Origin of the sequence: Streptomyces sp. NPDC038707, assembly GCF_040636485.1 — a bacterium.
Classification (GTDB): Bacteria; Actinomycetota; Actinomycetes; order Streptomycetales; family Streptomycetaceae; genus Streptomyces.
In genome coordinates this window covers 1-20626 of the sequence record NZ_JBEZUP010000052.1, presented here as the reverse complement: position 1 = coordinate 20626, position 20626 = coordinate 1, and the positions used below count along the sequence as shown (strand labels likewise).

General features: G+C 72.0%; 20 protein-coding genes and 1 pseudogene. 15 read left to right on the top strand and 6 right to left on the bottom strand.

Features of this window, described 5'->3' with window-relative positions:
* Positions 1-55: 55 nt before the first annotated feature.
* Complete coding sequence (locus tag AB0E62_RS37655; protein WP_362204845.1) at positions 56-1381, bottom strand: CynX/NimT family MFS transporter; 1326 nt, start codon at positions 1379-1381, stop codon at positions 56-58.
* Between the two features lie 70 nt (positions 1382-1451).
* On the opposite strand from AB0E62_RS37655, the gene AB0E62_RS37650 reads away from it, so the two are divergent.
* Positions 1452-2144: a FadR/GntR family transcriptional regulator gene (locus tag AB0E62_RS37650; protein ID WP_362204842.1), complete on the top strand. Its 693-nt coding sequence runs from the start codon at positions 1452-1454 to the stop codon at positions 2142-2144.
* On the opposite strand, the gene AB0E62_RS37645 is transcribed toward AB0E62_RS37650, so the two are convergent.
* The 4 genes from AB0E62_RS37645 to AB0E62_RS37630 all read right to left on the bottom strand — a co-directional run bounded on the left by AB0E62_RS37645 (position 2122) and on the right by AB0E62_RS37630 (position 5088).
* Positions 2122-2457 carry a hypothetical protein gene (locus AB0E62_RS37645; RefSeq protein WP_362204839.1) on the bottom strand — a complete coding sequence of 112 codons (336 nt, stop codon included), beginning with the start codon at positions 2455-2457 and terminating at the stop codon, positions 2122-2124. The two genes, AB0E62_RS37650 and AB0E62_RS37645, sit on opposite strands and share 23 nt — an antisense overlap.
* Positions 2458-2669: 212 nt before the next feature.
* Positions 2670-3437: an enoyl-ACP reductase FabI gene (gene fabI, locus AB0E62_RS37640; RefSeq protein WP_362204836.1), complete on the bottom strand. Its 768-nt coding sequence runs from the start codon at positions 3435-3437 to the stop codon at positions 2670-2672.
* 5 nt (positions 3438-3442) lie between these two features.
* On the bottom strand, positions 3443-4147 hold the full coding sequence (gene fabG, locus AB0E62_RS37635; protein WP_362204833.1) for a 3-oxoacyl-[acyl-carrier-protein] reductase: 705 nt from the start codon (positions 4145-4147) through the stop codon (positions 3443-3445).
* Positions 4148-4713: 566 nt separating this feature from the next.
* Positions 4714-5088 (bottom strand): ATP-binding protein, encoded by a 375-nt coding sequence (locus AB0E62_RS37630; RefSeq protein ID WP_362204894.1) that lies wholly within the window; start codon positions 5086-5088, stop codon positions 4714-4716.
* A 131-nt stretch (positions 5089-5219) separates the two neighbouring features.
* Between AB0E62_RS37630 and AB0E62_RS37625 the strand changes: the two are divergent.
* The 6 genes and pseudogenes from AB0E62_RS37625 (at position 5220) to tyrS (ending at position 10820) form a co-directional block, all read left to right on the top strand.
* A pseudogene (locus AB0E62_RS37625) lies at positions 5220-6019 on the top strand (helix-turn-helix transcriptional regulator).
* Positions 6016-6219, top strand: coding sequence for a DUF397 domain-containing protein (locus AB0E62_RS37620; RefSeq protein WP_362204830.1), 204 nt, complete (start codon positions 6016-6018; stop codon positions 6217-6219). Before AB0E62_RS37625 ends, AB0E62_RS37620 begins: the two are co-directional and overlap by 4 nt.
* The gene (locus AB0E62_RS37615) at positions 6216-6401 is read left to right on the top strand and encodes a DUF397 domain-containing protein (protein ID WP_362204827.1); all 186 of its coding nucleotides are present in this window, start codon (positions 6216-6218) and stop codon (positions 6399-6401) included. The genes AB0E62_RS37620 and AB0E62_RS37615 overlap by 4 nt, the downstream gene beginning before the upstream one ends.
* A gap of 172 nt (positions 6402-6573) precedes the next feature.
* Positions 6574-8097: a TldD/PmbA family protein gene (locus AB0E62_RS37610; RefSeq protein WP_362204824.1), complete on the top strand. Its 1524-nt coding sequence runs from the start codon at positions 6574-6576 to the stop codon at positions 8095-8097.
* A complete protein-coding gene (locus AB0E62_RS37605) occupies positions 8094-9485 on the top strand; it encodes a TldD/PmbA family protein (protein WP_362204821.1) in 1392 nt (463 codons plus the stop codon). The genes AB0E62_RS37610 and AB0E62_RS37605 overlap by 4 nt, the downstream gene beginning before the upstream one ends.
* Before the next feature lie 66 nt (positions 9486-9551).
* A complete protein-coding gene (gene tyrS, locus AB0E62_RS37600) occupies positions 9552-10820 on the top strand; it encodes a tyrosine--tRNA ligase (RefSeq protein WP_362204818.1) in 1269 nt (422 codons plus the stop codon).
* A gap of 64 nt (positions 10821-10884) precedes the next feature.
* On the opposite strand, the gene AB0E62_RS37595 is transcribed toward tyrS, so the two are convergent.
* Positions 10885-11169 carry a GlsB/YeaQ/YmgE family stress response membrane protein gene (locus tag AB0E62_RS37595; RefSeq protein WP_362204815.1) on the bottom strand — a complete coding sequence of 95 codons (285 nt, stop codon included), beginning with the start codon at positions 11167-11169 and terminating at the stop codon, positions 10885-10887.
* 245 nt (positions 11170-11414) lie between these two features.
* Between AB0E62_RS37595 and AB0E62_RS37590 the strand changes: the two genes are divergently transcribed.
* From AB0E62_RS37590 to AB0E62_RS37555, 8 genes are all read left to right on the top strand, one after another.
* On the top strand, positions 11415-11831 hold the full coding sequence (locus tag AB0E62_RS37590) for a DUF3099 domain-containing protein (protein ID WP_362204812.1): 417 nt from the start codon (positions 11415-11417) through the stop codon (positions 11829-11831).
* A 258-nt stretch (positions 11832-12089) separates the two neighbouring features.
* Entirely contained in the window at positions 12090-12314 is a 225-nt protein-coding gene (locus tag AB0E62_RS37585; protein WP_362204809.1) for a hypothetical protein, read from the top strand.
* 109 nt (positions 12315-12423) lie between these two features.
* The gene (locus AB0E62_RS37580; protein WP_362204806.1) at positions 12424-12657 is read left to right on the top strand and encodes a hypothetical protein; all 234 of its coding nucleotides are present in this window, start codon (positions 12424-12426) and stop codon (positions 12655-12657) included.
* Positions 12658-12919: 262 nt separating this feature from the next.
* The gene (locus AB0E62_RS37575; RefSeq protein ID WP_362204803.1) at positions 12920-16579 is read left to right on the top strand and encodes a nitrate reductase subunit alpha; all 3660 of its coding nucleotides are present in this window, start codon (positions 12920-12922) and stop codon (positions 16577-16579) included.
* Position 16580: 1 nt separating this feature from the next.
* Complete coding sequence (gene narH, locus AB0E62_RS37570) at positions 16581-18197, top strand: nitrate reductase subunit beta (protein WP_362204800.1); 1617 nt, start codon at positions 16581-16583, stop codon at positions 18195-18197.
* The gene (gene narJ, locus AB0E62_RS37565) at positions 18194-18820 is read left to right on the top strand and encodes a nitrate reductase molybdenum cofactor assembly chaperone (RefSeq protein WP_362204797.1); all 627 of its coding nucleotides are present in this window, start codon (positions 18194-18196) and stop codon (positions 18818-18820) included. The genes narH and narJ overlap by 4 nt, the downstream gene beginning before the upstream one ends.
* Positions 18817-19554, top strand: coding sequence for a respiratory nitrate reductase subunit gamma (gene narI / locus AB0E62_RS37560; RefSeq protein ID WP_362204794.1), 738 nt, complete (start codon positions 18817-18819; stop codon positions 19552-19554). Before narJ ends, narI begins: the two co-directional genes overlap by 4 nt.
* A complete protein-coding gene (locus AB0E62_RS37555) occupies positions 19554-20558 on the top strand; it encodes a tellurite resistance/C4-dicarboxylate transporter family protein (protein ID WP_362204791.1) in 1005 nt (334 codons plus the stop codon). The genes narI and AB0E62_RS37555 overlap by 1 nt, the downstream gene beginning before the upstream one ends.
* Positions 20559-20626 lie beyond the last annotated feature (68 nt).

Below are 20626 nucleotides of genomic sequence, written 5' to 3'. Positions count from 1 at the left end.
CGTCCAGTCTCGCACCCCGCCTCCCCCGCGACGGCGCCGGGGCACCCCGGCCGGGTCAGTGTGTCGCCTCGTCCTCGACCGTGCGGTCCCGGCCGGCCATGAAGCCCACCACCATCTGCGGCACCATCAGCGCCGCCATCAGGGCGATCGGCACTCCCCAGCCGCCGCTCTGCTGGTAGAGCACGCCGACCAGCAGCGGGCCGGGAATGGAGATCAGATAGCCGGTGCTCTGGGCGAACGCGGACAGCTGGGCCACGCCCGGACCGCTGCGGGCGCGCATGCCGACCATGGTCAGGGCGAGCGGGAAGGAGCAGTTGGACACGCCGAGCAGCACGGCCCAGGCCCAGGAGCCGCCGGACGGCGCGAGGTACAGCCCGGCGTAGCCGACGAGCCCGCAGACGCCCAGCACCAGGACGATCGGCCCCTGGTGGGGCAGGCGGCTGGCGACCCGGGGGATGACGAAGGCAAGCGGCACGCCCATCACCATGGTGACGGCGAGCAGCACACCGGCGGTGCCGGCCGGGACACCGGCGTCCCGGAAGATCTGCGGCATCCAGCCCATCGTGATGTACGCGGCCGTGGCCTGGAGCCCGAAGAAGACGGCGAGCGACCAGGCGGTACGGCTCCGGGTGAGGCGCAGCGGGGCCTGCTGTTCCGGGGCCTCGGGCGCCGTCTCCTGGACCTGGACGTCGGCCGGGCCGCGCTCGCGCAGGAGCGGCAGCCAGGGCAGGACCGCGGCGGCGGCGATGGTCGCCCACACGACGAGGCCGGACTTCCAGTTGCCGCCCATGGCGTCGGTGAGCGGGACGGTCAGCGCGGCGGCGAGGGAGGTCCCGGCGGCGAGGGCCATCGAGTACAGGCCGGTCATGGAGCCGACCCGGTCGGGGAACCAGCGCTTGACGATGACCGGCATCAGGACGTTGCTGACGGCGATGCCCATCAGGGCGAGCGCGCTGGCGGCCAGGAAGCCGGCCGTGTTGCCGACGAAGGGCCGTATGACGAGGCCGGTGGCGATGGCGGCCATGCCCGCGCAGACCACGGCGGCCGGTCCGAAGCGCCGGGACAGGCGGGGTGCCATGACCCCGAAGACGGCGAAGCACAGCGGGGGCACGGAGGTGAGCAGTCCGGCCACGCTGCCGCTCATGCCGAGCCCGTCGCGGACCTCTTCGAGGAGGGCGCCGAGGCTCGTGATGGCCGGCCGGAGGTTCAGGGCGGAGAGCATGATGCCCACGACCACCAGCCGGGTGGCCCACGCGCGCGGGCGGCCAGCGCCGGGGGTCGTCTCTGGGGTGCTCGTCGCGGCAGCACCGCGTTCGGTCGGTGTCATCGCCGTACGGGTCTCCACTGTCCGGGTTTCCTCACTAGCCATGAGACCCATCATAGAATCATAGGATGATTGCCTGTCCATCCCCGGAGCGTCCGCGCCCGGTCCTCTTGTGCGAAGGTGTGCCATGCCCTTGAGCCACCCGCGTCGCTCGGTGCTGTCCGAGCAGGTCATCGCCGCACTGCGCAACCAGATCACCTCCGGCGAGTGGCCGGTCGGCTCGCGCATCCCGACCGAGCCGGAGCTGGTGGAACAGCTCGGTGTCGCCCGCAACACCGTCCGCGAGGCCGTCCGGGCGCTCGCCCACAACGGTCTGCTGGACATCCGCCAGGGCTCGGGCACGTACGTCGTGGCCACGAGCGAGCTGGCCGGTGTGATGTACCGCCGCTTCGCCGACGCCGACCCGCGGCACATCGCCGAGCTGCGCTCCACGCTGGAGTCGGCCGCGGCCAAGCTCGCCGCCGAGCGGCGCACCGAGAAGGACCTCAAGCAGCTGGACGCGATGCTGGTCCGGCGCGAGCAGGCGTGGGAGACGGGCGACACGGAAGCCTTCGTGGCGGCCGATGCCACCTTCCACCTCGCGGTGGTGGCCGCGTCCCACAACGACGTGATGGTGGCGATGTACGCCGACCTGGGCGAGGTGCTGCGCGACTGGCTGCGCGCGGACGTCGGGGCGGAGCTGACCCCGGAGACCTACATGGACCACGCGCGCCTGGTGGACGCGATCCGCGCCGGGGACGCCGAGGCGGCGGCCGGGGAGGCCGCGAGCTATCCGTTCCTCTGCAATCCGGGCCGGTTCAGCGCGCCCTCTGGTGGCTGATCCACACCGAACGGATCTCCTTCCAGCACCGGCCGGTGAGCCGTACGGTCATGGCCGGCCAGGCGTCCGCCGGGGCGCTGTCGGTGTCGATGTCCCACCAGCGGGCGCACTCGATGTGCAGCCGTACGCGGTCGATGTCCACATAGGGGTTGTGGCAGTGGGCCACCACCTGGGAGCCGCGGACGGTCGTACGGCAGGAGGCGCCGAACGGGCCCGGCGAGGGGGACGCGTCGGCCTCCGCGTGCGCGTACGGCGGCGACAGCACGAGGGCCAGGGCCGCCGTCAGCGGGGCCAGGCTGCGGGACGGGCGCACAAGGGGACCTCCTCGGCCGGGCAGCGGAGGGCGTACTCACAGGGTGCGCCGCGGGCGCGGCTGCGGCCCGGCCGGTGGGCCGGACGGGTGACACCGGCGCACGCGGAACACGCGGCCCCCGGACCTACGCCGACGCCCCGCTCCCCGCGCGGCGGGAAACGGGGCGTCGGCAGAGCCATCGCAAGGAAGGGCCGGAGAGGGCCTCGTAGGGCTCAGGCGCCGATGGCGTGCAGGCCGCCGTCGACGTGGATGATCTCGCCCGTGGTCTTCGGGAACCAGTCGCTCAGCAGCGCGACGATGCCGCGGCCGGCCGGCTCCGGGTCCTTCAGGTCCCACTCCAGCGGGGAACGGCTGTCCCACACGGAGGCCAGGTCGCTGAAGCCCGGGATGGACTTGGCGGCCATGGAGCCGATCGGGCCCGCCGAGATCAGGTTGCAGCGGATGTTCTGCTTGCCCAGGTCGCGCGCCATGTAGCGGCTGGTGGCCTCCAGAGCGGCCTTGGCCGGGCCCATCCAGTCGTACTGCGGCCAGGCGTACTGGGCGTCGAAGGTGAGGCCGACGACCGAGCCGCCGTTCTGCATCAGGGGCAGGCAGGCCATGGTCAGCGACTTCAGGGAGAACGCCGAGACGTGCATGGCGGTGGCGACGGACTCGAACGGCGTGTTGAGGAAGTTGCCGCCGAGCGCGTCCTGCGGCGCGAAGCCGATGGAGTGCACGACGCCGTCCAGGCCGCCCAGCTCCTCGCCGACAATGTCCGCGAGCCGCCCGAGGTGCTCGTCGTTGGTGACGTCCAGCTCGACGACCTTGGCCGGCTTCGGCAGCTTCTTGGCGATGCGCGCGGTCAGGGTGGGCCGCGGGAACGCGGTCAGGATGACCTCGGCGCCCTGCTCCTGGGCCAGCTTGGCGGCGTGGAAGGCGATGGAGGACTCCATCAGCACACCGGTGATCAGGACGCGCTTGCCCTCGAGGATTCCGCTCATGGTGTTCAGTGACCCATTCCCAGTCCGCCGTCAACCGGGATGACGGCTCCAGTGATGTACGAAGCGTCGTCGGACGCGAGGAAGCGCACCGTCGCGGCGATCTCCTCGGGCTGCGCGTACCGGGCGAGCGGCACCTGGCCGAGGATGTTCTGGCGCTGCTCGTCGGTGAGCGCCTTGGTCATGTCGGTGTCGACGAAGCCGGGCGCGACGACGTTGAAGGTGATGTTGCGCGAGCCCAGCTCCCGGGCGAGGGAACGCGCGAAGCCGACCAGCGCGGCCTTGGAGGCGGCGTAGTTCGCCTGTCCGGCCGAGCCGAGCAGGCCGACCACGGACGAGATGAGGACGACGCGGCCCTTCTTGGCCCGCAGCATGCCGCGGTTGGCGCGCTTGACGACCCGGAAGGTACCGGTGAGGTTGGTGTCGATGACCGAGGTGAAGTCCTCCTCGGACATGCGCATCAGGAGCTGGTCCTTGGTGACGCCCGCGTTGGCGACCAGAACCTCGACCGGGCCGTGCCGGTCCTCGATCTCTTTGTAGGCCTGCTCCACCTGGTCCGAGTCGGTGATGTCGCACTTGACGGCCAGGAATCCGGCCGGCGGCTCACCCGAGCGGTACGTGATCGCGACCTTGTCGCCTGCGTCGGCGAAAACGCGGGCGATGGCGAGGCCGATGCCCCGGTTGCCTCCGGTGACGAGAACCGAGCGGCTCAACGGATCACCCTTTCGATAGCGGTCTTACATTCCGCCCGGACACGTGGGAGACAGGCGGCTTCATTGGAAACCTATCGGTACCGCCGCGCCCGGAGACAATCGGGCACCGACAGTGGCTCATGCCGCGCACTGTGGGGTCCCTACAGTGCGCGTGCCGCTCGAACGCTACGGGCTCAGTCCGCCGTGCCGGGCACGCAGGCGGGGAGCGCCGCTGCCCTGGCCGCCTCCAGCATCCGCTTGTCGTACGTGACGAGGCACTGCAAGGCGTCACCGAGTGTGAGGGCGCTGGACACATGGAGAGCGTCCAGGGTGCGCAGCCTGCCGGGCAGGCTCTGGTCAGCCAGGTGATCAGCGCCGAGGAGTCGAGGTAGATCAACGGTCGTCCTCCTCGCGCTCGGCAAGCAGCAGGTCGAGCGGTGAGACGTCGACGGGAACCTCGTAGTGGGACGGTCGCGCTCTGTCGGCACTCGTCGCCGCCTCGAGCCGGATCTCGCCTTGGGCCACCAGCTCCGTACAACGAGCAGCCGGCCCGGCTCCCGAACTGCGACCGGCACAGTGCCCACCTCTCAGCGAGACCGGGCCGAACACCCGGCACCACTGGCAGCGGCCGGCGGCGGCACCTCGCACTCCGCCCACACCGCCTTGCCCGGCCCCCGCCGCTCGCCGACGCCCCAGCGGGTGGCGACGGCCGCCACGAGGAGCAGTCCCCTGCCGCCCTCGGCGTCGAGGGGACGGCTCGGAGCCGCCGGCCCATTGGGCTGGGGCCGTACGGGGTGGGTGTCGGACACCTCTACGCGTACGACACCGGCGGCGCGGTCGAAACTCAGGCGCAGCTCGAAGTCACGGCCCGGGACGCGGCCGTGGAGCACGGCGTTGGCGGCGAGTTCGGCGACGACGAGGACATGAAGCCAGCGTTCTGCGCACGTCCGCGCCGCCAACAGGTACGACGCCCATACAGTCACGGCTGTACCAGTGCACGCTCTGGACTGGGTGGGTAACTCCCCGTGACCCCGGGTGGGCGGGCGGGGTTTCGGTGAGGGCACGGAGACGTGAGCACAGGAGGCACGTGGCGATGACGGTGGACCACGGCGGAGGCACTGCGAACAACACTGAAGCCGAACTCTCCGACAGTCTCAAGACCTTCGGCGCGGTTCTGAAGGCGCTACGGGAGGAAGCCGGGCTGACACAGGAGGAGTTCGCGCCGCGCGTACGGTACTCGGCCGCGTACATCGCCAAGATCGAGCAAGGCAAGCGGTTCCCTCCGGGGGATCTGCCGGCGCGGGCGGGCGAGGTGCTGGGGCCGGTCGGGGGGAAGGTCCTCACGGCGGCGGCGAAGAGTCTGACGAGGCGGGCAGGGCTGGCTTCGTGGTTCCGGCAGTGGGCGGGGATCGAGGAGGAGGCGATCTCCCTGTTCGGGCGATTTACGACAGGCGACTGCCACCAGTGTCTGAGGAGCAGATCGAGCGCCAGGTCACGGCTCGACTGGACCGCCAGCACATCATCTCCGCCCGGCAGAACACAGCGTTCAGCTTCGTCATCGAACAGGCCATCCTGGATCGGCGCGTGGGTGGGCGGGATGTGACCAGGGAAGTCATCGATCACCTTCTAGAGGTGGGCACTCGGCGCAACGTCGAAATCCAGATCATGCCCGCGCTCCAGGAGGACCACTGCGGGGTCGACGGTCTTATGTATCTGGCCGAAACGCCTGCTCACCAGTGGATCGGTTACACGGAAGGGCAGCGGTCAAGCAACCTGATCTCCGCCCCCAAGGACGTGAGCGTCATGCTCCAGCGCTCTGGCAAGCTGCGTTCGCAGGCCCTGGATTGCCGGGCCACCGTGGAGCTGCTGGAACAGATGCGAGGAGCGCTATGAGCACCATCGACGAGCTGAGCTGGTTCAAGAGCAGCTACAGCGGCAGCGAAGGCGACAACTGCGTCGAGGTCGCCATGCTCCCCGCAGCGGTCCACATCCGTGACTCCAAGGACAAGGACATCCGCCCCCTCACCGTCACCCCGGCCGCCTGGACAGCCTTCACCGCGCTCGCGGCGGGCCCGATGCGAGGAGCGCTATGAGCACCACCCCCGAGCTGGACTGGTTCAAGAGCAGTTACAGCGGCGGAGACGGGGACAACTGCGTGGAGATCGCCCTGAGCCCCGGGACGGTCCATATCCGCGACTCCAAGGACAAGGACATCCGCCCCCTCGTCGTCACCCCGGCCGCCTGGACGGCCTTCACCGCGCTTCTGGACGGCTGAGTTCGCGGCGTACGCGGCGTCGGCGGGCGGGTACGAGTCGGTCTCGTGCCCGCCCGTCGGTCTTTCCGCGCCTTCCGCCAAGCGTGCGTATTTTCCCGGGAGTACGCCGGGCGAGACATGATTCACTGCCTGCGAAAGTCACCACAGGCAAGCGCCCGAAGGGATCCCAACGGTGCCCCACGAAGTCGATCAATCATTCCTGGCGCTCCCCCTACGCGCCCTCGCCGACGCCGCGCTCGCACGCGCGCGTGCGCTGGGGGCCGAGCACGCGGACTTCCGGTTGGAGCGGGTGCGCAGCGCCTCCTGGCGGCTGAGGGACGCGCGGCTCGCCGGGTCGTCGGACACCACCGACCTCGGGTACGCGGTCCGGGTGGTGCACGGCGGTGCGTGGGGCTTCGCCTCCGGGGTGGACCTGACCATGGACGCCGCCGCGCGGGTCGCCTCGCAGGCGGTGGCCATGGCCAAGCTGTCCGCGCAGGTGATCAAGGCCGCCGGGTCGGACGAACACGTGCAGCTGGCCGACGAGCCGGTGCACGCCGACAAGACGTGGATCTCGTCGTACGAGATCGACCCGTTCTCGGTGCCGGACGAGGAGAAGTCCGCGCTCCTCGCGGAGTGGAGCAACCGACTGCTGCGCGCGGACGGCGTCGACCACGTGGACGCCTCGCTGCTCACCGTGCACGAGAACAAGTTCTACGCGGACACCGCCGGGACGGTCACCACCCAGCAGCGGGTACGGCTGCATCCGCAGCTGACGGCCGTCTCGGTCGACGGGGCGAGCGGCGAGTTCGACTCCATGCGCACCCTCGCCCCGCCGGTGGGGCGCGGCTGGGAGTACCTGACCGGGACCGGCTGGGACTGGGACGACGAGCTGGCGCGGATCCCCGAGCTGCTCGCCGAGAAGATGCGGGCGCCGAGCGTGGAACCGGGCCTGTACGACCTGGTGGTGGACCCCTCCAACCTGTGGCTGACCATTCACGAGTCCATCGGCCACGCCACCGAGCTGGACCGTGCCCTCGGCTACGAGGCCGCCTACGCCGGCACCTCCTTCGCCACCTTCGACCAGCTCGGCAAGCTGCGGTACGGCTCCGAGCTGATGAACGTCACCGGCGACCGCACCGCCGAGCACGGCCTGGCGACCATCGGCTACGACGACGAGGGCGTGGCGGCGCAGTCCTGGGACCTGGTGAAGGACGGCACGCTGGTCGGCTACCAGCTGGACCGGCGGATCGCGCGGCTGACCGGGTTCGAGCGGTCCAACGGGTGCGCGTACGCCGACTCCCCCGCTCATGTGCCGGTGCAGCGCATGGCCAACGTCTCGCTGCGGCCGGACCCGGCCGGGCTGTCCACGGAGGACCTGATCGGGGGCGTGGACCGGGGCATCTATGTCGTCGGTGACCGGTCCTGGTCGATCGACATGCAACGGTACAATTTTCAATTCACCGGCCAGCGCTTCTTCAAGATCGAGAACGGGCGGATCACCGGCCAGCTGAAGGACGTCGCCTACCAGGCCACGACCACCGACTTCTGGGGGTCGATGGCCGCCGTGGGCGGACCTCAGACGTACGTCCTCGGCGGCGCCTTCAACTGCGGCAAGGCCCAGCCGGGCCAGGTCGCCGCAGTGTCCCACGGCTGCCCCTCGGCCCTCTTCAAGGGCGTCAACATCCTCAACACCACGCAGGAGGCCGGTCGATGAGCGCCCGTACCCACAAGCCGCACGAGGTCGTCGAGCAGGCGCTGGCGCTGTCCCGGGCGGACGGCTGTGTCGTCATCGCCGACGAGCACTCCACCGCCAATCTGCGCTGGGCGGGCAACGCGCTCACCACCAACGGGATGACCCGGGGCCGTACGCTCACCGTGATCGCGACCGTGGACGGCGCCGAGGGCACCGCCTCCGGTGTGGTGTCCCGGTCGGCGGTCACCGCGGAGGACCTGGAGCCGCTGGTGCGGGCCGCGGAGGCCGCCGCCCGCGGTGCCGGGCCCGCCGAGGACGCGCAGCCGCTGGTCGGCGGGGTGCCGGAGTCCCCGGACTTCACGGACGCGCCCGTCGAGACCTCCTCCGCGGTGTTCGCCGACTTCGCGCCGGCGCTCGGCGAGGCCTTCGCCCGCGCACGGGCGGGCGGCCGGGAACTGTACGGTTTCGCCCACCACGAACTGGTGTCGACCTATGTGGGCACGTCCACCGGGCTGCGGCTGCGGCACGACCAGCCCACCGGAACGCTGGAGCTGAACGCCAAGTCCCCGGACCGCACCCGCTCGGCGTGGACCGGCCGGTCCACCCGGGACTTCAAGGACGTCGACCCGGGCACGCTCGACGCCGAGCTGGCCGTACGGCTCGGCTGGGCCAGGCGGCGCGTGGACCTGCCCGCGGGCCGCTACGAGACGCTGCTGCCGCCGACCGCCGTGGCGGACCTGCTGATCTACCAGCTGTGGTCGGCGTCGGGCCGGGACGCGGCCGAGGGGCGGACGGTGTTCTCCCGGCCGGGCGGCGGCACCCGGATCGGCGAGAGGCTGAGCGAGCTGCCGCTCACCCTGCGCAGCGACCCGAACGAGCCGGGGCTGGAGTGCCCGCCCTTCGTGATCGCCCACTCCTCCGGCGGCGACGAGTCCGTGTTCGACAACGGGCTGCCCACGCGCGCCACGGAGTGGATCGGCCGGGGTGTGCTGAAGCACCTGACGACGAGCCGGCACAGCGCGGCCCTGACCGGGCTCCCGGTCGCCCCCGCGCTCGGCAACCTGATCCTGGACGGCGGGAACCGCTCGCTGGAGGAGATGGTCGAGGACACGGAACGCGGGCTGCTGCTGACCTGCCTGTGGTACATCCGCGAGGTCGATCCGGCGACGCTGCTGCTGACGGGCCTGACCCGGGACGGGGTGTACCTGGTGGAGAACGGCGAGGTGACCGGGCAGGTGAACAACTTCCGGTTCAACGAGTCGCCCGTGGACCTGCTGGGCCGGGCCATCGAGGCCGGGCGGACGGAGCGGACGCTGCCGCGGGAGTGGAGCGACTGGTTCACCCGGGCCGCGATGCCCACGCTGCGCATCCCGGATTTCAACATGAGCTCTGTCAGTCAGGGCGTATAACCTCGTAGGCGTTCGTGGTCGGGCGTCACCCGGCTGCCGGAAGATCATCAAGGAGACACGAGAACCGTGACGGACATCGTCGACGAGCTGAAGTGGCGCGGGCTCATCGCCCTCTCCACGGACGAGGACGCATTGCGCAAGGCGTTCGCGGACGGTCCCGTCACGTTCTATTGCGGCTTCGACCCGACCGCGCCCAGCCTGCACCTCGGCAACCTGGTGCAGATCCTGACCATGCGCCGCATCCAGGAGGCGGGCAACCGTCCGCTGGCGCTGGTCGGCGGCGCGACGGGGCTCATCGGCGACCCGAAGCCCACGGCCGAGCGCACGCTGAACGCGCCGGAGGTGGTGGCCGGCTGGGTGGAGCGGCTGCGCGGCCAGATCGAGCCGCTGCTGCACTTCGACGGGCCGAACGCCGCGGTGATGGTCAACAACCTGGACTGGACCCAGGGCCTGTCGGCCATCGAGTTCCTGCGGGACATCGGCAAGCACTTCCGGGTCAACAAGATGATCGCGAAGGAGGCCGTCTCCCGGCGGCTCAACTCCGACGCGGGCATCAGCTACACCGAGTTCAGCTACCAGATCCTCCAGGGCATGGACTTCCTGGAGCTGTACCGGCGCCACGGCTGCACGCTGCAGACCGGCGGCAGCGACCAGTGGGGCAACCTGACCTCGGGCACGGACCTGATCCACCGGGTCGAGCCGGAGGCCGTGGTGCACGCGCTGGGCACCCCGCTGATCACCAAGGCGGACGGCACCAAGTTCGGCAAGACCGAATCCGGCACGGTGTGGCTCGACCCCGAGATGACCACTCCGTACGCGTTCTACCAGTTCTGGGTCAACGCGGACGACCGGGACGTCTCCAAGTTCCTGCGGATCTTCAGCTTCCGGTCCCGTGAGGAGATCGAGGAGCTGGAGCGGCAGACGGAGGAGCGTCCGCAGGCCCGGGCGGCGCAGCGGGCGCTGGCCGAGGAGCTGACCACGCTGGTGCACGGCGCCGAACAGACGGCCGCGGTGATCGCCGCGTCCAAGGCGCTGTTCGGCCAGGGCGAGCTGGCGGAGCTGGACGAGCGGACGCTGGCCGCGGCGCTGTCGGAGGTGCCGCACGTCCGGGTCTCCGAGCCGGCCCCGGTGGTCGACCTGCTCGCGGAGGTCGGCCTGGTGGCCAGCAAGTCCGCGGGCCGGCGCACGGTGAAGGAGGGCGGCGCCTACGTGAACAACGTCAAGGTCACCGCCGAGGACGCGGTGCCCGCCCGGGAGGATCTGCTGCACGGGCGGTGGCTGGTGCTGCGGCGCGGCAAGAAGAACCTGGCCGCGGTGGAGGTCGTCCCCGCGTGACGCCCTGATGTGCGGGGGCGTGGGACACCCGCGCCCCCGCACCAGGGTCCGGCGCTCCCTCTTGCTACACCCGGGCCCGGTGCTTCTTCTTGCCCAGCGTCGCCATGTAGAGGGCGTCGACGGCCGCGACGATGATGATCGCCGCCACCAGCTGGAAGATGTGCCGGCTCCAGTCGATGCCCTTGGTCTCCGACACGCCGACCGCGCGGGCGATCGCGTTGCCGACGATGGCGCCCAGGATGCCGCAGATGGTGGTCAGCCAGAGGGGGCTGTGCTGCTTGCCGGGGATGACCGCCTTGGCGATGATGCCCAGCACGAATCCCACGATGATCGCCCACAACCAGCCCATGGCTGCCTCCTCGTCCGGCTCGACGTGAGCATTACGGTCAGTGTGGGGTGCCGCGCCGTACGGCGCATGTCGGGTTGCCCCGTACGTGCCCGGGTCAGGGGGCGTCGTCGCAGGCAGGGGGCGACCCGGCCTCGAACGCGGCGCGGAGGCGGCGTAACGTGGGGGATGGCCCGGCCGGGTTCCCGCCGGATGCGGACGAGGGTGCGGGCCGGAACGGGTCCGATGCGGGCGGATGGTGAATGGTGATGCGGAAACAGCACGGCGGCGGCGTCCAGGTGTTCCGGATCACCGGTGCCCGGACCGGACTCGCCGAGGATGTCCGGGGCCGGCAGCGCCGGTACGTGATCTCGATGTCGGTCCGTACCGTGTCGGTGATCCTGGCGGCCTCGCTGTGGAACGTCGAGCGGTACGTCGCGATCGTCGCGCTCGTGCTCGGCGCGGTCCTGCCCTATGTCGCCGTGGTGATCGCGAACGCGGGCCGGGAGCGGCCGCCGTCGCTTCCGTCGACGTTCGTGACCACGCCGGTGCGTCCGATGATCGCGGCCACCCACGCGGAGGGCCAACGGGCGGAGTCGGTAAGGGATTCCGCACCGCGCGATGTGCCGACCGACCAGACGGCCGGAGCGGCCGGAGCGGGCGGGGAACGCCCGGACCCGGTCTGAGCACGGCGGACTCCGGGCCCGCCGGGGCGGCCACCTGGAAGCTCAAGAAAACCTCAGAACAATCTAGCTGTTCCGGTCCCGGGCGACGGGGTACCCGTGACATACTGCGTAGGCGCTCCGCATCCCCCGTCGGAGCGACGGACCGACGCCGGGCAGCTCCCCCCGTGGCTGCCCGGCGTCGCCATGTTTTCCGCCCTTTTCCACCTCTTTCCGCCCCTTTCGCTGTCCGCCCCTCGACGAGACGAACCGAGACGAACCGTGAGTGACGAGACCCCGATCTGCTCGGCCAAGAACTGCCGTGCGGCCGCCGTATGGGTGCTGGTGTGGAACAACCCCAAGGTCCACACGCCGGAGCGGCGCAAGACGTGGCTGACGTGCGAGGCGCACCGCGAGTATCTGTCGCAGTTCCTCGGAGTGCGGGGGTTCCTGAAGGACGTGGTCCGTTTCGAGGAGTGGCGGGCCGCCGAGGAGTCCGGGGCGTAGCGGGCGCCGTCGGCTCCGGTCCCGTGCGGTGGTCGCGGAAGCGTCACCGCCGCGGAACGGTCGGGCCACGGGCGGCGGATGTGCGGTGCCGGGCGAGCAAGGTGTCCCCATGAGCGGTGTGACACGGGCCTGCGGCTGCGGCGAGGACCAGATTCCCTGGATGCTCGCGAAGTTCGGCGTGCTGGGCGCGGCCGCGCTGGTCACCGGTGTCCTCGTGGTGATGATCGCCGCCGGGTGGGCCCTGGCGTCGGTGTTCTGGCTGGCGCGCCGCCGCCGGACCGCTCCGCGCCCGGCCGAGGAGGACGGTCTCGGCTCGTTCAGTTGGTCGGACCGGGAGCCGTAGGGCTGCGCGGAGCGTGCCGTAGGGCTGCGGAGCGCGCCGTTCCCCAACGGCGGGCAACGGGCATGCCAACGCCTGGTCGTCTCCTTTTCGTTCCTCACGAATCATTGCAAAGCTGAAGAAAAACAAGTTCTCAGTACGTCCAAGTGGCGAAAAAGAGCACCGCCGCGCAGGTCGGCCGGGAGCACTCTGGCCCCGTTCACCGACAGGCGCGCGCCGGAGCCGAGCGCTCCGGCAGCCCGATCCCCGAGGGGAGCCCGAGGGCGTGGCACGTGGCAGGGCGAAGGCGGAGCGGATTGCTTCGGATGCGGCCGAGCGGCTTTTCGCGGCCGGACAGTTGTTACGGCGGGCGCCGGCGACGCCCGGCAACCGGGCCGTGCTCCGTACGGACCAGCAGGTCAACGACCAGCCGTACCGGGAGCGTTGGGCGCACGACAAGGTGGTGCGCTCCACGCACGGCGTGAACTGCACGGGATCGTGTTCCTGGCAGGTGTACGTGAAGGACGGTCTGATCACCTGGGAGACCCAGGCGACGGACTATCCCTCCACGGGCCCGGACCGGCCCGACTACGAGCCGCGGGGCTGCCCGCGCGGGGCGTCGTTCTCCTGGTACACGTACTCGCCGACCCGGGTGAAGTACCCGCACGCCCGCGGTGTGCTTGTCGAAATGTTCCGGGATGCAAAGCGCCGGCTGGGCGGCGACCCGGTGGCGGCATGGGCGGAGATCACCGGCGACCCGGAGAAGCGGCGCCGCTACCAGTCGGCGCGCGGCAAGGGCGGCCTGGTGCGCATCGGCTGGCAGGAGGCGCTGGAGATCGCCGCCGCCGCCCATGTGCACACCCTGAAGGAGTACGGGCCGGACCGGATCGCGGGCTTCTCCCCGATCCCGGCGATGTCGATGGCGTCGCACGCGGCCGGGGCGCGGTTCCACGCGCTGATCGGGGCGCCGATGCTGTCGTTCTACGACTGGTACGCGGACCTGCCGATCGCCTCGCCGCAGGTCTTCGGTGACCAGACGGACGTACCGGAGTCGGGTGACTGGTGGGACGCGGCCTATCTGATGCTGTGGGGTTCCAACGTCCCGGTCACCCGGACGCCGGACGCCCACTGGATGGCGGAGGCCCGCTACCGAGGCCAGAAGGTCGTGGTGGTCTCGCCCGACTACGCGGACGCCACGAAGTTCGCCGACGAGTGGCTGCACCCCCACCCGGGCACCGACGGCGCGCTGGCCATGGCGATGGGCCACGTCATCCTGCGCGAGTGCTTCGTGGACCGGCAGGTGCCGTACTTCACCGACTACGTGAAGCGGTTCACCGACCTCCCCTTCCTCGTCGCCCTCGACGGCGACGCGGCGCAGGACCGTACGCCGGGCGCCTTCGTGACCGCCCGGGACCTGGGCCTGGCCGGGGACGCCGAGGCGGCGGCGCGGCGCTGGATGCCGGTCGTGTTCGACACGGTGACCGGCCGGCCGGCCGTGCCCCCCGGGACGCTGGGCGACCGCTGGCGCGAGGCGGGCGAGGGCCGCTGGCACCTGGGGCTCGACGGCATCGAGCCCCTGCTGAGCTGCCACGGCCGGCCGGAGGCCACGACGGCACGGGTGGTGCTGCCGCGCTTCGACGAGCCGGGTGCCACGCTCACCCGGTCGGTGCCGGCGCTGCGCGTCGGCGGGCGCCTGGTGACGACCGTCTTCGACCTGATGCTGGCCCGGTACGGGGTGGGCCGCGAGGGCCTGGACGGCGAGTGGCCCGCCTCGTACGAGGACGCCTCCACGCCCTGTACGCCGGCCTGGCAGGAGGCGATCACCTCCGTGCCGGCGGGTGCCGTGGTGCGCGCGGCCAGGGAGTTCGCCCGGACCGCGGAGCAGACCCGGGGCCGCTGCATGATCATCATGGGGGCGGGCACCAACCACTGGTTCCACTCCGACACCATCTACCGGTCGTTCCTGTCCCTGCTGCTGCTCACCGGCTGCCAGGGCGTCAACGGCGGCGGCTGGGCGCACTACGTGGGCCAGGAGAAGGTCCGCCCCTACGCGGGCTGGCAGCAGCTGGCGACGGCCGCGGACTGGACGCGCCCGTCCCGGCAGATGGCGGGCACGCCGTACTGGTACGTGCACACCGACCAGTGGCGCTACGAGAGGTTCACCGCGGACGCCCTCGCCGCGCCGACCGCGCCCGGCGCCCTCGGCGGGCTGCACACCGCGGACCTCGTGGCCCGCTCCGCGCGCCAGGGCTGGATGCCGTCGTACCCCACCTTCGGCGCGAACCCCCTGGACCTCGGGCGGCGCGTCCACGAGGCGGGGGCCGACCCGGCGGCGTGGGTGGCCGCCGAGCGGGACGCCGGCCGGCTGTCGTACGCCGTCGAGGACCCGGACGACCCGGCCAACTGGCCCCGGGTGCTCACCGTGTGGCGGGCCAACCTGATCGGCTCGTCCGCCAAGGGCAACGAGTTCTTCCTGCGGCACCTGCTCGGGGCGGCCGACAACGCGAGCGCCGAGGAGGCGCCGCCCGGGTGCCGGCCCCGGGACGTGGCGTGGCACAGCGAGGCGCCGCGCGGCAAGCTCGACCTGCTGCTCGCGCTCGACTTCCGGATGACCTCGACGACCCTGTTCGCCGATCTGGTGCTGCCCGCGGCGACCTGGTACGAGAAGCACGACCTGTCCAGCACGGACATGCACCCCTATGTGCACGCGTTCTCCCCGGCGATCGACCCGCCCTGGCAGGCCCGCACCGACTTCGAGATCTTCCACGGGCTGGCCGCCGAGGTCGCCCGGCTGGCCGAGGGCCGGCTGGACGTGGGCTACGACCTGGTGGCCACCGCGCTCCAGCACGACACCCCCGGCGAGGCCCCGCCCGACGGGCCCACCGCCCCGCGCCTGACCGTCGTACGGCGGGACTTCACCGCCCTCGGCGAGCAGATCGCCGCGCTGGGGCCGCTGGCCGAGCGGGAGGGGATGACGGTCAAGGGGGTGACCGTGCGGCCGGAGCCCGAGGTGTCCTGGCTCGCCGCGCGCTGCGGCACCGCCACCTCGGCGGCGGTGCGCGGGCGGCCCCTGCTGGACACCGACGTCAAGCTGTGCGAGGCGATCCTCGCCCTGTCCGGCACCACCAACGGCCGGCTGGCCGCCGAGGGGTTCGAGCGGCTCGCCGAGCGGTGCGGGCCGGATTCCGGCCTGTCCGGACTGGGCGCGTCGGTGGCCGAGCGGCGCATCGTGTTCTCCGACACCCAGGCCCGGCCGGTGCAGGTCGGGGCGAGCTTCGAGTGGTCGGGCAAGGAGGGCCCGGACCGCCGCTACTCCCCCTTCACCGTCAACACCGAGCACCTCAAGCCCTGGCACACCCTCACCGGACGCCAGCACTTCTATCTGGACCACCCCTGGATCGCCGAGTACGGCGAGCAACTCCCGGTGTACCGCCCGCCGTTGGACATGGGAGCGCTCGGGGAGGGGCCGCGGCCGGACGGCGGCGGCCGGTCGGTGACGGTCCGGTACCTCACGCCGCACTCGAAGTGGTCGATCCACTCCGAGTACCAGGAGAACCTGCTGATGCAGACCCTCGCCCGGGGCGGCCCGGTGATCTGGATCAGCGTCGCCGACGCCGAGGCGATCGGGGTCGCGGACAACGACTGGATCGAGGCCCACAACGCCAACGGCGTGGTGGTGGCCCGGGCGGTCGTCTCGCACCGCATGCCCACCGGCACGGTGTTCATGTACCACGTCCAGGAGCGCCTGGTGAACGTCCCCAAGTCGGAGGCGACCGGGCGCCGCGGCGGCGTCCACAACGCCCTGACCCGGCTGCTGATCAAGCCGACGCACCTCATCGGCGGGTACGCCCAGCTCTCGTTCGCCCCCAACTACTACGGCCCCACCGGCAATCAGCGCGACGCGCTCACCGTCATCCGGCGGCGCACGCAGAACGTGGAGTACTGACATGCGCGTCATGGCACAGATCGCGATGGTGATGAACCTGGACAAGTGCATCGGCTGCCACACCTGTTCGGTCACCTGCAAACAGACGTGGACCAACCGGTCGGGCACCGAGTACGCGTGGTTCAACAACGTCGAGACCCGCCCCGGCCAGGGCTATCCCCGGGGCTACGAGGACCAGGACAAGTGGAAGGGCGGCTGGCGGCTCAAGCACGGGCGCCTGGTGCCGCGCAGCGGGGGGCGGGCCCGCCGGCTGGCCCGGCTGTTCGCCAACCCCGAACTGCCGTCCCTGTCCGACTACTACGAGCCGTGGACCTACGACTACGAGAACCTCCTCGCCGCGCCGCTCGGCGACGACGTGCCCACCGCGCCGCCCCGCTCCCTGGCCGACGGCCGCCCCACCCGGGTGACCTGGGGCCCGAACTGGGACGACGACCTGGGCGGCGGCCCCGAGCACCTGGCGGGAGATCCGGTGCTGCGGAAGATGAACGAGCAGGTGCGCCTGGAGTACGAGCAGGCGTTCATGTTCTACCTGCCGCGCATCTGCGAGCACTGCCTCAACCCGTCCTGCGTGGCCGTGTGCCCGTCCGGCGCCCTGTACAAGCGCATCGAGGACGGCATCGTGCTGGTCGACCAGGACCGCTGCCGCGGCTGGCGGATGTGCGTGTCCGGCTGCCCGTACAAGAAGGTGTACTTCAACCACGCCACCGGCAAGGCCGAGAAGTGCACCCTGTGCTATCCGCGGATCGAGGCGGGGCAGCCCACCGTCTGCTCCGAGACCTGCGTGGGCCGGCTGCGCTACCTCGGGGTGATCCTCTACGACGCCGACAAGGTCGGCGAGGCCGCCGCCACGGAAAGCGAACAGGACCTGTACGAGGCACAGTTGGGGTGCTTCCTCGATCCGCACGACCCCGGTGTGGCGCGCGCCGCCGAGGCGGCCGGGATCCCGCACGACTGGATCACCGCCGCCCGCCGCTCCCCCGTGCACGCCCTGATCAGCACCTACCGGGTGGCGCTGCCCCTGCACCCGGAGTTCCGCACGATGCCCATGGTCTGGTACGTCCCGCCGCTGTCGCCGGTCGTGGAGTCGCTCACCGCCACCGGGCACGACGGGGAGGACCCGGCCAAGCTGTTCGCCGCGATCGACTCGCTGCGCATCCCCGTGGCCTACCTCGCCGAACTGTTCACCGCGGGTGATCCGGCGCCGGTGGAGGCTGCGCTGTGCCGGCTGGCCGCGATGCGTACCCACATGCGCCGGGTGAACCTCGGTGAGGAACAGGATCCGGCCATCGCCCGAGCCGTCGGCCTGGACACCGCCGGCATCGAGGCCCTCTACCGGCTGCTCGCGCTGGCCAAGTACGACGAGCGGTATGTCATCCCCACCAGCTACACCGGCACCGTGCCCGCCGACGAGGATCTCGGCGCCGGGTGCAGTCTGGACGGCCACGGCGGAGTCGGCATGTACGCGGCGGACGCGTTCCACGCCCCGCCCGCCGCCGGACCGGAACCGGAGCCGGAGCACGCCGGGACCTCGCTGCGCGGCCGGGTCAACCTGCTGAACTGGAACGGCAAGGGCCGCCCCGAGGGGCTGTTCCCGCGCGGCCAGGGCGGCACCCGGTGAGCCGTCCCGTCGTCCACCAGGCCGCCTCCCTGCTGCTCGGCTACCCCGACCAGGACTGGCCCGGGCGGCTGGAGACCGTGCGCTCGGTGCTGGAGTCCGTGCCCGGCGCGGAGACCGGCCTGCTGCTGCGGTTCTGCAACCGGGTCCGGGAGACCGACCCGCTGGCGCTGGCCGCCCGGTACGTCACCACCTTCGACCGCAGCCGCCGGCGCTGCCTGTACCTGACGTACTACACCGACGGCGACACCCGGGGGCGGGGCGGCGCCCTGGCCCGGCTGAAGGCCCGCTACCGGGAGCACGGCTGGCAGGCCGCCGAGGAGGAACTGCCCGACTTCCTCCCGCTCATGCTGGAGTTCGCCGCCCGCGTCCCCGAGGCCGGGACGCCGCTGCTGGCCGAGCACCGGCCCGCCCTGGAACTGCTCCGCTTCGCCCTGGCCGGCTACGGCAGTCCCTACGAGGACGTGGTCGAGGCGGTCTGCCGGACCCTGCCCGGCCCCCGGCCGCCGAGCCGTGAGGCGGCCCTCCGGCTCGCCCGCACCGGCCCGCCCGCCGAGACGGTCGGCCTCCTGCCCTACCCCCCGCGATCCCCCCACACCCCGCACGTGGAGGAGACCTCCCGGTGAACCACCTGCACATCGCCCTCTGGGGCGTGCTCCCCTACCTCGCCCTCGCCGTGCTGGTCACCGGCACCGCCTGGCGCTACCGCTACGACCGGTTCGGCTTCACCACGCGCTCCAGCCAGCTCCACGAACACCGGCTCCTCGCGATCGGCGGCCCGCTGTTCCACTACGGGCTGCTCTTCGTGGCGGCCGGGCACGTCATCGGCCTGCTCGTCCCCGAGCCCCTGACCGAGCGGGTCCGGGTGCACGAGTGGCTGTACCACCTCAACGCGCTGGTCGTCGGCGGCACGGCGGGCCTGGCCACCCTCGCCGGTCTGGGCGTCCTGCTGTACCGGCGCCTGCGGGTGCCCGCCGTCCGGGCCGCGACCAGCCGCAGCGACCGGGCCGTCCATCCGCTCCTGGTCTGCGTGCTGCTGGCCGGGCTGACCGCCACGGCCACCACCCTGCGGCCCCACCCGTACGACTACCGGGTGGGCGTCTCGGTGTGGTTCCGCTCGCTGTTCACCCTGGACCCGGACGTGTCCGCCATGGCCCACGCCCCGCTCGCCTACCAGGTGCACGCCCTGCTGGGCCTGGCGCTGTTCACGCTGTTCCCGTTCAGCCGTCTCGTGCACGCCTTCACCGCGCCGCTGGGCTATCTGACCCGCCCGTACATCGTCTACCGCTCCCACGGCGCCCGGCGGCGGCCTGCCGCGCCGCACCCGGGGCCGGGCCGGGACCCGGTCGCGCGTCGCTGATGGGCAGCCGGCTGTCCGACCGGTGCCGGGACCTGCCACCGGCGTGCTTCGCCCCCGTCATGGCCACCGGCATCGTCTCCCGGGCGCTCGGCCAGGCCGGCGCCCACGTGGTGTCCGGAGTGCTGTTCGGCGTCGCGGCGGCCCTGTACCTGCCGCTGCTGGCGGCATCCGGCGTCAAGGCCGCCGTGCACCGGGCGGCCCTGCGTGCCGAACTGGGCGATCCGGGGCGGCTGTTCGGGCACTACACGCTCGTCGCGGCCAGCGGGGTGCTCGCCACCCGGCTGGCCGGCGGCCCGGCCCGGCCCGCGGGCTGGGCCCTGCTGGCGGTCGCGGTCGCCGGGTGGACGGGGCTCGCCCGCGCGACCGCCCGGCTGCGGCGTACCGGGCCGAAGGCGGTGCCGCGGCGGGCCGACGGCATCTGGTTCCTGGCCACCGTCGGCCTGCAGGCGATCGTGCTCACGCTGACGAGCCTCGCCCCCACGCGCCCCGGGCTCGCCGTCGCCCTCGTGCTGTGGGGCGCCGGTCTGCCGCTGTACGCGGGCACGCTCGCGCTGGTCGTGCGGCGGCTGTGGCACGACCCGCCCCGGCCGGCCCAGGCGCTGCCCAGCTACTGGGTCACCATGGGCGCCGCGGCCATCAGCACCCTGGCGGGCGCCCGGCTCCTGGTCCACGAGCGCCTGCTGCCCGGACCGGTCCGGGGCCCGCTCGAGGGGACGGTCGTCGCCCTGTGGATCTGGGCGACCGTCCTGATCCCCCCGCTGGTGGCCGCAGGGGTCTGGCGCCATCTGCGGCACCGGGTCCCGTTCGCCTACGAGCCGACGCTCTGGTGCGTCGTCTTCCCGCTGGGCATGTACGCCACCGCGACCGGCCAGGTCGCCGGGGAGCACCTGATCGACACCGTGGCCGTCCCGCACGGGCTGCCGGCCTGGGTCGCCCTGGCGGCGTGGCTCGCCGTCGGGGCCCGCTGCCTGACCGGCCGGCCCGGGGGCGGGGCGGCCGTCTAGCCGCCGATGGCCGACATGGGCCGGTCCGGCTGGACGAACGACGGGTCGTCCAGGCCCGCTCCGGCCTT

Excerpts from the sequence above, each read along its gene's own strand:
- AB0E62_RS37655 (WP_362204845.1), bottom strand. The coding sequence starts at position 1,381 with ATGATGGGTCTCATGGCTAGTGAGGAAACCCGGACAGTGGAGACCCGT.
- AB0E62_RS37650 (WP_362204842.1), top strand. The coding sequence starts at position 1,452 with ATGCCCTTGAGCCACCCGCGTCGCTCGGTGCTGTCCGAGCAGGTCATC.
- fabI (WP_362204836.1), bottom strand. The coding sequence starts at position 3,437 with ATGAGCGGAATCCTCGAGGGCAAGCGCGTCCTGATCACCGGTGTGCTG.
- AB0E62_RS37620 (WP_362204830.1), top strand. The coding sequence starts at position 6,016 with ATGAGCACCATCGACGAGCTGAGCTGGTTCAAGAGCAGCTACAGCGGC.
- AB0E62_RS37615 (WP_362204827.1), top strand. The coding sequence starts at position 6,216 with ATGAGCACCACCCCCGAGCTGGACTGGTTCAAGAGCAGTTACAGCGGC.
- AB0E62_RS37605 (WP_362204821.1), top strand. The coding sequence starts at position 8,094 with ATGAGCGCCCGTACCCACAAGCCGCACGAGGTCGTCGAGCAGGCGCTG.
- AB0E62_RS37595 (WP_362204815.1), bottom strand. The coding sequence starts at position 11,169 with ATGGGCTGGTTGTGGGCGATCATCGTGGGATTCGTGCTGGGCATCATC.
- AB0E62_RS37590 (WP_362204812.1), top strand. The coding sequence starts at position 11,415 with ATGCGGAAACAGCACGGCGGCGGCGTCCAGGTGTTCCGGATCACCGGT.
- AB0E62_RS37580 (WP_362204806.1), top strand. The coding sequence starts at position 12,424 with ATGAGCGGTGTGACACGGGCCTGCGGCTGCGGCGAGGACCAGATTCCC.
- narH (WP_362204800.1), top strand. The coding sequence starts at position 16,581 with ATGCGCGTCATGGCACAGATCGCGATGGTGATGAACCTGGACAAGTGC.
- AB0E62_RS37555 (WP_362204791.1), top strand. The coding sequence starts at position 19,554 with ATGGGCAGCCGGCTGTCCGACCGGTGCCGGGACCTGCCACCGGCGTGC.